Here is an 8,988-nt window from a genome sequence, read left to right on the forward strand (position 1 = left end):
TGGGAGGCGAGGCCGCCGCCGCCCTGCAGCTCCCCGACGACGAGTTCGCCGAGCTCGGCGTTCACCACGTCCGCGCCGACCGCCACGACGGTGCCGGCGACGTCGAGCCCGCGCACCGGGTGCTTGGGGCGGGTGAGCCCGAAGAACGGCCGGACCAGCAGCGGGTCGCCGAGGAGCAGCCGCACGTCGCCGGCGTTGAGGGCGGTGGCCTGCACGCGCAGCACGACCTCGCCCCGATGCGGCTGGGGGACGGGCTGCCGGGTCCGTGTTGTCCCGGCGGCCGGGCCGTACGTCTCGCGGGTCCAGGCTGGCATGGTCTCGGTCATGCGGCACCTCCGGGGTCGGTCGGATACGCGAACAGGTCGTCGATCCCGACCCCGAACGCCCGGGCGATCTGGAACGCGAGCTCCAGTGTCGGCGAGTACTTCTGCTGTTCGATCGCGATGAGGGTCTGCCTGGTGACCCCGATCGTGCGGGCGAGCTCGGCCTGCGTGAGTCCGGCGCGCTCGCGATGGGCGCGGATGGTGTTGGAGACGAGGGTGGGCTTGACCATCAGCGCAGCCCTCGGCGGTACGCGATGGCCCGGGCGACACCGCCGACGACGGCCGCCACGAGGAACCCGGCGAACATGGTGTTCGCGATCCAGAACACGTCGGCACCGAGACCGCAGAGGACGATGACCCCGAGGCCGGCGATGGTGACGAAGGCCTGCTCCACGCGGGCTCCCATCCGGCCGATGTCCCGGTCGCGGATGTCGGAGCGGCCGACGCCGTCCGGATCGGACATCCCGGCGACGATGCCCCAGAGGACGCTGAGCACGATCGTCCCGACGATGCCCCCGCCGATCGTCCACAGCATCAGCGGGAACCAGTCCGTGGCGGTGAGCGGTCCGCCGCCGGCCTGCTGTAGCAGCAGCACGACGTAGACGACCGCGACGATCGGGCTGACGATGAGCCCGGCCCAGACGTTGCGCTCCTCGTAGACCATGCGAATCTCCTCGTGTCAAAAATTCTTGACACGAGACTACGTCCGCACCCCACTCATGTCAAGAATCTTTTACACCGCACCCCGTCCCCGCACCCCCGTCCCGTCTCCGCAGTCTCTCCCGGGATCACAATCGCACCCCCGCACCGCCTCTCCCGCCCGTTTCCGATCCCGCACGCCACCCACTCCCCCCACCGCAGGCGGGATCGAGAACGCACCCCCGTCGCTCCGGAGCGGCGCGTTTTTGCACCCGCGGCTTGGAGACACGTACGCCCCGGAGGTGGGATCAGAATCGCACCCCGGATGGCGCGGGGAGGCCCGTTGTTGCACCCGCACCGAAACGGCCGGGGGTCAGATGACGGAGGCGCTCCAGGGGTCGGGGTTTCCGTAGCGGTGGGCGGTGATCGAGACGGACTGCTCATGCACGAACGGGAGGAGCTCGATGCGGGCCGCCGCCGTCACCTCCGCGTCGTACACCGCGAGGTCCGGGTCACCGCCGGTGGCCACCGCCAGCGCGGAGCGCAGCGCCGCCACCGACTCCTGTCCACCCACGAGCCGCACACGCCCATGCCGCGGAAGCACGAGATCACCCGCATCTCCCGCGGCCCCCGACTCCTCGGCCACCTGCATCCGCTGGAGCCACTCGACCTCCGTCTCCAGGAACACCACGGCGTCCAGGTCGCCCAGAGCATGCCGCACGCCCGCCGGAAGGCCGACCGGAGTGGACACGACGAAGCCCGCCCCCGCGCGCACTCCCGCGATCACGACCCGCAGCAGGTCGTGCAGGGCGGCGTCCTCGGTGGCGCGGATCTCCACGGGCACGGGCCGATACCGGAAGAGGTTGCGCTCGATCTCCAGCCGCGAGACGTCCCGCACCCGGCCGAACTCCCGATCCCAGGCCAACGCGTCCGACAGAGCGGATCGCCGAAGCCACTCGAACGACTCGAACGGGAGGGAGGGCTGCGCCGCCTCGATGAGCCCCGTGATCCGGGAGTCGAGCCCCCGCAGATGGAGGGTGCTCGACGCCGGGGCCCCGTGCTGGGCGCGCCACGACCCGAGTCCGATGAGGTGGTTCGGCCCGCCCGGCTTGGCACCGGCGCCGACGGAGGAGCGCTTCCACCCGCCGAACGGCTGCCGCTGCACGATCGCCCCGGTGGTGCCGCGGTTGACGTAGAGGTTCCCGGCCTGCACACGGTCGAGCCAGAAGGAGAGGTCGTCCGGGTCCTGTGTGTGCAGCCCCGCGGTGAGACCGTAGGCGACGGCGTTCTGCAGGTCGATGGCCTTGGCGAGGGTCGGCGCGTGCATGACCCCGAGGACCGGTCCGAAGAACTCCTCGGTGTGGAAGCGGGAACCGGACTGCACGCCGACCCGCACGCCCGGGCGCCACAGCCGGCCGCTGCCGTCGTCGGCGGAGTCGAGGGCGGGTTCGATGAGCCACCGCTCGTCGCCCTCCAGCTCGGAGAGGGCCCAGGCGAGCTTCCCCTCGGGCTTCTCGATGACCGGGCCCACCTCGGCGAGCGGATCCGAGGGCCACCCGACACGCAGCGAGCGGACAGCGTCGGCGAGCTGACGGGCGAAACGCTGCGAGCGCCCCACCGGCCCGACGAGGATCGCGAGGGACGCCGCGGAGCACTTCTGCCCCGCATGACCGAACGCGCTCTTCACGAGGTCGGCCACGGCGAGGTCGAGATCGGCCGAGGGCGTGATGATCATGGCGTTCTTGCCGCTGGTCTCGGCGAGCAGGGGCAGGTCGGGACGCCAGGAGCGGAACAGCGCCGCGGTCTCCCACGACCCGGTGAGGATCACCCGATCCACCGCCTCGTCCGTGATGAGGGCACGGCCGAGGTCGCCTTCCTCGATGTCGACGAGAGCGAGAGCCTCACGGGGCACGCCACCGTCCCACAGCGCCTCCACGAGCACCGCCGCACACCGCCGCGCCTGCGGGGCGGGCTTCAGGACCACGCCGGAGCCCGCGGCGAGCGCCGCCAGCACGCCACCCGCGGGGATCGCGAGGGGGAAGTTCCACGGCGGCGCGACGACGGTCACGCGGGCGGGGACGAACACGGCGCCGGAGATCGCGTCGAGCTCGCGGCACGTGGCGGCGTAGTACCGGGCGAAGTCGACGGCCTCGCTCACCTCGACATCGGCTTCGGCGAAGACCTTGCCCGTCTCCACCGCCGCGACCTCGATCAGCTCCGCACGCCGGGACTCGAGCGCCGCCGCTGCGCGCAGCAGCACCTCGGCCCGTTCGGCTGCAGGACGCGCACCCCAGGCCGCCGCCGCACCCTGCACACCGCGCACGATGCGGCCGAGGTCGTCGGCGGCGTCGACGCGGGCCGCGTCCAGGACCTCCGTCCCGACCGTCGAGTCCGCGAGCCGTGCGCGGATCCCCGCCGCCCACTCGCGGTTGGCGGGGAGCGCGAGATCCGTATCGGCCGTGTTCGCGAAGCCCGGGGCGCCCCCGGTGTCCTCCCCACGCTCGCGCGCCGCGTACACGGCGGTCTCGAGGTAGGCGCCGGTGTCGGCGTCGTCCGAGCCGCGCACGATGCCGAGCACGGCCTTGGTGAGATCGGCCTCCGCGACCGGGCTGACCGGCGCCGGCCGCACGGACTCGTGCACCGGCGCGAGGCGGTCCTGCGTGCGCCGCGGCCCGAGGGCGAGGGCGGGGTCGGCCGCCCGGTCGAGCGCGTCGAGGAAGCGGTCGGCCTCTCGGGCGAAGAGCGTCTCGTCGTCGTGCAGATGGAACGCCGCGGAGAGGAAGTTCTCGGACGACGCGTTCTCCTCCAGCCGCCGCACGAGGTAGCTGATGGCCACGTCGAACTCGGCGGGCGCCACGACCGGCACGTACAGCAGCACCGGACCGACTTCGCGGGACACCGCCTGCACCTGCCCCTGAGCCATGCCGAGCAGCATCTCGAACTCGACCGCGTCGCGGACGCCCCGCTCCCCGGCCCGCAGCCATGCGTGCGCGATGCCGAAGAGGTTGTGGCCGGCCACGCCGATCCGCACGGCCGACGTGTGCTCGGGCCGCAGCGCCCAGTCGAGGCAGCGCAGGTAGTTGGCGTCGGTGTCGAGCTTGGTGTCGTAGGGCGCGGGCGTCCACCCGTGCAGCGTCGCCTCGACGTGCTCCATCGCGAGGTTCGCGCCCTTCACGAGGCGCACCTTGATGCGCGCTCCGCCGTGGATCACGCGGTCCTGCGCCCAGGCGGTGAGCTCCTGGAGGGCTGGGAGCGCGTCGGGGAGGTAGGCCTGCAGCACGATCCCGGCCTCGAGACCGGTGAGCCGCGGATCCTCCAGGAGCCGCGTGAAGACGGCGATCGTGAGGTCGAGGTCGCGATACTCCTCCATGTCGAGGTTGATGAAGGTGCCGTCTGCCGCAGCCGTCACGTACAGCGGGAGCAGCCGCTCCACGACCCGGTCGACGACCTCGTCGAAGCCCCACATCGAGATGCGGCTGACGATGGCGGAGACCTTGACCGACACGTAGTCGACGTCCGGACGCCGGATGAGCTCATGGATGCCGTCGAGCCGCCGCTGCGCCTCCGCCTCGCCCAGCACCGCCTCCCCGAGGAGGTTGAGGTTCAGGCGCGAGCCCGACTCCCGCAGCTTCTCGATCGCGGGTCCGAGCTTCGCGGGCCGCGCGTCCACCACGAGGTGCCCCACCATCTCGCGCAGCGCCCGCCGCGCGAGGGGGACGACCGGGGTCGGCAGCACCGGGGCGACGCCGCCGCCGAGCCGCACGGCGGAGCGCAGGTACCACGGCAGGAACTCCGGCACGATGGGCGCGATCCGGCGCAGTCGGGCGGCCGCGGCGGTCAGGCTCTCCGGCCGCATCACACCGTCGACGAAACCGAGGGTGAACGGCAGACCGTTGGCGTCGCGCAGGACCCCGGCGAGGCGTTCCGCTGCGGGGTCGACGTCGGCCGCGGCCGCCTCGATCACCCAGCGGCGCGCGAGCTCGACCGCCTGATCGGCGAGGGATGCGGATGCCCCCGCCTCCGCGGAGGATGACGACGACTCTGCCATGTGACCACCCTAGGTCGCCGGTCGCGGAATCCCGGGGTGCCCGACCGGGCGGGCCGCAGTCGAGTCAGTTCCAGATGCTGGGGGCCGGCGTCCGCACGGGAGGCAGGGCGGACGCGGCCGCCCAGTCGTGCACCCAGGCGTCGATCTCCGGCACCCCGTCGGGCTTGCCCACCGCGGCGAAGAGCTCCTCGTTGCTGACCGTGCCGCCGGAGCGCCGCAGCACGCGGGCCCGCACGATGGCCCGGGCGTAGACCTCGCCGCCGACCACGGCGCGATGCTCCAGGAACAGGGCCTTCTCGTCGTGTCCGATGAACCGGGACTGCACCTCGAACCGCTGCCAGAGCTGGAGCGACTTGCGGAAGGTGATCGTCTCGCTCGACACGACCGCGTACCAGCCCTGCTCCTTCATCACGTCGAACAACCCTGTGCGGATCAGGTGGTCCCAGCGACCGAGGTCGAACAGCGACAGGTACCGGCCGTTGTTCATGTGGCGGAGGATGTCGAGGTCGGTCGGCAGGGTGGTCACCGTCACGGTGCCGACGGCGGTGGGGTCGAGGGTCTTCCCCTGCCGCACGCGACGACGCGCACCGAGGATCACGAGGAGGGTCCGCCAGATCACGTTCACGAGGACTGATCGTAGCCATCCGCGCACGACGGTCGAACTTCGTTGTCCGATTCCTCCATGCCGTCGGAGTGCCTCTCGGGGGCCGTCGTCCCGATTTCCGATTTCCACGGACCCGCCGTAGAGTCACCGCATGAGCGCCGAAGCCCAGCCCGAAGTCATCGTCCGTCCGGTCCGTGATGTGGATGCGGAAGCCCTCGGTCGCGTGCATGCGCAGTGCTGGCACGAGACCTACGATCACCTCATCAGCAAGGCGGCTCTGGAGAAGGTCTCCCCCCGCCGCATGGCCGAGCTCTGGACGCACTGGGCGGCGCAGGGCCCCGACTTCAAGATGAACGCGGCGCTCGTCGACGGCGAGATCGTCGGCTTCGTCGGCTCGGGTCCGGCCCGCGACAAGGACGCCCCGGCGTTCCGCGAGCTGTACTTCATCTACCTGCTCGACGCGTACCACTCGACCGGCATCGGGCAGAAGCTGTTCGATGCGGCCGTCGAGAAGGACGAGCCGCTCTACCTCTGGGTCGCCGAGGACAACCCCCGCGCGCACCGCTTCTACACGCGCAACGGATTCCACCTCGACGGCGCCGCGCACACCGAGCCGTTCCTCGGGGAGACGCTCACCGAGGTCCGCTTCGTGCGCCCCTGACCCTCGTCTTCACAGAAAAGGGCCGCCCCCGCGGGGCGGCCCTTTCGTCTGCACTCAGAGGCGTTCGATGATCGTGACGTTCGCGACGCCGCCGCCCTCGCACATCGTCTGCAGGCCGTACCGACCGCCGGTGCGCTCCAGCTCGTTGAGCAGGGTCGCGAGGATGCGGGTGCCGGTCGCGCCGATCGGGTGCCCCAGCGCGATGCCGCCGCCGTTGACATTGACCTTCTCGTGCGGCGCACCGGTCTCGCGCATCCACGCGAGCACGACCGAGGCGAACGCCTCGTTGACCTCGAACAGGTCGATGTCCTCGATCCGGAGTCCCGTGCGCTCCAGCGCGTACCGGGTCGCCGGAATCGGCGCGGTGAGCATGAGCACGGGGTCGTCGCCGCGGACGGAGACGTGGTGGATGCGGGCCCGCGGGGTGAGGCCGTGCTCCTGCACCGCCCGCGCACTGGCGATGAGCACGGCACTCGATGCATCGCTGAGCTGCGACGCGACCGCGGCGGTGATCCGTCCCCCGGGCGCGAGCGGCGGCAGTCCGGCCATGCGTTCCAGAGTCGTGTCCCGGCGCACGCCCTCGTCGTGGTCGAGCCCGGCGAGCGGCGCGGTCTCCGCCGCGAACCGCCCCTCGTCCTGGGCCACGGCCGCCCGGCGGTGACTCTCCAGCGCGTACCGCTCCATCTCCTCCCGCGAGATGTCCCAGCGCTCGGCGATGAGCTCCGCGCCCCGGAACTGCGAGATCTCCTGGTCGCCGTAGCGCTCCTGCCATCCGGGCGACTCGGCGTACGGCGTCGTGAAGCCGTACTCCCGGCCGACGGTCGCGGCGGCGGTGAGCGGGATCCGCGACATGTTCTGCAGCCCGCCGGCGATCACGAGGTCACTGGTGCCGCTGAGCACCGCCTGCGCGGCGAAGTGCACGGCCTGCTGACTGGATCCGCACTGGCGGTCGATCGTCACGCCGGGCACGTGCTCCGGGAAGCCGGCGACGAGCAGCGCGGTGCGGGCGACGTTCCCGGCCTGTCCCCCGATCGCATCGATGGCTCCGAGGATCACGTCGTCCACGGCGCCGGGGTCGATGCCGGTCCGGTCGACGAGGGACCGCAGACTGTGCGCGCCGAGGTCGGCGGGGTGGATCTCCGCGAGAGCGCCGCCACGGCGTCCGACCGGCGAACGGACCGCGTCGACGATGTAGGCCTCTGCCATGATCTCCCTCTCCTCAGTCCTCCGTGCCGGCCGGCAGGAGCAGCCGGAAGCGTTCGCACAGCACCGGCATGTCGGGTTCATAGCCGCGCGGGTTCTCGGAGTGGGTGCGCCAGTAGCGCTCGTGCACCTCGCGCCAGTGCGCGAGCGTGCGATCCCCCTCCCCCTCGGCGAAGGCGTGCGCCTCGTCGACCTCGTCGAACGGCACGATGTCGATCGCCGTGGTCTCGATCACGGCGCGCGGGGCGCCGGTTCCGTCGAGGATGATGCTGAGTTCGCCGACGGTCGGCAGCGGATCCCCCGTCTCCTCGTAGTCCCAGACGGAGGACGCGGTGCCCACCTTGATGCCGCGGAGCACGAGCTCCAGGAGCTCGTCGGCGTGCTCCGGCGTCGCACCGAAACCCCACGCCTCGGGAAGGGCCTCGGGCAGGTGCGGCAGCGCGATGCGGGCCTCGCGCCAGTACTCCTCGATGGCGGTGCGGTCGGTCATGGATCAGCGCCCCGAGACCTTGCCGAACACCTTTGCGATCGGCGCGAGCACGAGCGGCCGCGCCGCGACCCACGCGATCGCGATCACGACGAGCGAGGCGATGAACACCCAGAACCCCGTCCACGTCGCGGCATCCTGCGCGGCGAACATGTGGTTGAGGTTGCGCAGGAAGCCGGTCAGCATCACGAGCGCGACGTGCGCGATGATGAACGCCACGAAGTAGAGCATCACCGGGAAGTGCAGGGCGCGCGCCCATTCCACCGGATACGCCTTCGACAGGCGCTCCGCCTTCTTGGGCCAGAGCCCCGACATGCGGAACCCGGTGACGGCGGCGAGCGGTGCCGCGAGGAAGACGGTGACGAAGTAGGCGAGCTGCTGCAGGCTGTTGTAGTTGTTCCAGCCGTTCTCGTGCGGCCAGTCGAACGAGATGTACTGCAGCGCCGCCGACAGCGCATTCGGGAAGACCTCCCAGCTCGTCGGCACGATCCGCACCCAGTGCCCCGTGGCGAACAGCAGCACCACGAAGATCACACCGTTCAGCAGCCACAGGATGTCGAGCGCCTGATGGAACCAGAGGTTCAGGCTGATCTTGCCCTTCGGGTTGTTCCGCGGCGTCCAGAACACGCTCGGACGCTTCTCCGTGCGCACCTGCAGCCCCGAGCGGATGATCAGCACGATCAGGAACATGTTGAAGAAGTGCGCCCAGTTGACCCACGGCGCGAAGCCGGGCTCGACCGGGATCGGCGGCTCGTACTCGCCCGGGAAGGCGGCCAGGAAGTCCTGCATGAAGGGGAGGCTCAGCAGCGTGCGGACGAGGGCCACGGCCGCGGCCGCGAGCACACCGAGAGCGGCGGCACCGAACAGCGCCGCGATCGCCTGGGTCCAGGTCGGGCGCCGGCGAGCGGTCGGGGTGGTCGAGGCGGCGGCCGGGAGGTGTCGGGGGGCACGACCGTTCCAGACCGTGCGGGTCCAGGGCAGCGGCGTGCTGATGTCGGCGGCCGGGGCGAGCGCGGTGCCGGG

The 8,988-nt window shown here is 71.5% G+C and carries 9 protein-coding genes; 1 reads left to right on the forward strand and 8 read right to left on the reverse strand.

Going from position 1 to position 8,988, the window contains the following annotated elements; genetic code table 11:
- The 5 genes from D8M34_RS17195 to D8M34_RS17215 form a co-directional block, all read right to left on the reverse strand.
- Positions 1-326, reverse strand: a 326-nt coding sequence (locus D8M34_RS17195) for an alcohol dehydrogenase catalytic domain-containing protein (protein ID WP_153245007.1), incomplete at its 3' end; no start/stop codon positions are given.
- Positions 323-553 (reverse strand): helix-turn-helix transcriptional regulator, encoded by a 231-nt coding sequence (locus D8M34_RS17200; RefSeq protein WP_060922632.1) that lies wholly within the window; start codon positions 551-553, stop codon positions 323-325. The genes D8M34_RS17200 and D8M34_RS17195, both read right to left, overlap by 4 nt.
- Positions 553-987 carry a hypothetical protein gene (locus D8M34_RS17205; RefSeq protein ID WP_062636978.1) on the reverse strand — a complete coding sequence of 145 codons (435 nt, stop codon included), beginning with the start codon at positions 985-987 and terminating at the stop codon, positions 553-555. Before D8M34_RS17205 ends, D8M34_RS17200 begins: the two co-directional genes overlap by 1 nt.
- Positions 988-1,335: 348 nt before the next feature.
- On the reverse strand, positions 1,336-5,010 hold the full coding sequence (locus D8M34_RS17210; RefSeq protein WP_126894625.1) for a proline dehydrogenase family protein: 3,675 nt from the start codon (positions 5,008-5,010) through the stop codon (positions 1,336-1,338).
- A 64-nt stretch (positions 5,011-5,074) separates the two neighbouring features.
- Positions 5,075-5,635 carry an acyl-CoA thioesterase gene (locus D8M34_RS17215; RefSeq protein ID WP_025105424.1) on the reverse strand — a complete coding sequence of 187 codons (561 nt, stop codon included), beginning with the start codon at positions 5,633-5,635 and terminating at the stop codon, positions 5,075-5,077.
- Positions 5,636-5,765: 130 nt separating this feature from the next.
- Here D8M34_RS17215 and D8M34_RS17220 point away from each other — a divergent pair, with 130 nt between their 5' ends.
- A complete protein-coding gene (locus D8M34_RS17220; protein ID WP_025105423.1) occupies positions 5,766-6,275 on the forward strand; it encodes a GNAT family N-acetyltransferase in 510 nt (169 codons plus the stop codon).
- 54 nt (positions 6,276-6,329) lie between these two features.
- Here the strand turns inward: D8M34_RS17220 and D8M34_RS17225 are convergent, their stop codons facing one another.
- The 3 genes from D8M34_RS17225 to D8M34_RS17235 all read right to left on the reverse strand — a co-directional run.
- Complete coding sequence (locus D8M34_RS17225) at positions 6,330-7,481, reverse strand: acetyl-CoA C-acetyltransferase (RefSeq protein WP_085605478.1); 1,152 nt, start codon at positions 7,479-7,481, stop codon at positions 6,330-6,332.
- 13 nt (positions 7,482-7,494) lie between these two features.
- Complete coding sequence (locus D8M34_RS17230) at positions 7,495-7,968, reverse strand: ASCH domain-containing protein (RefSeq protein WP_062636986.1); 474 nt, start codon at positions 7,966-7,968, stop codon at positions 7,495-7,497.
- A 3-nt stretch (positions 7,969-7,971) separates the two neighbouring features.
- The coding region (locus D8M34_RS17235; RefSeq protein ID WP_238695704.1) for a cytochrome b/b6 domain-containing protein at positions 7,972-8,988 on the reverse strand (1,017 nt) is incomplete at its 5' end.

It is taken from the genome of Microbacterium sp. HSID17254, assembly GCF_003989315.1.
Classification (GTDB): Bacteria; Actinomycetota; Actinomycetes; order Actinomycetales; family Microbacteriaceae; genus Microbacterium.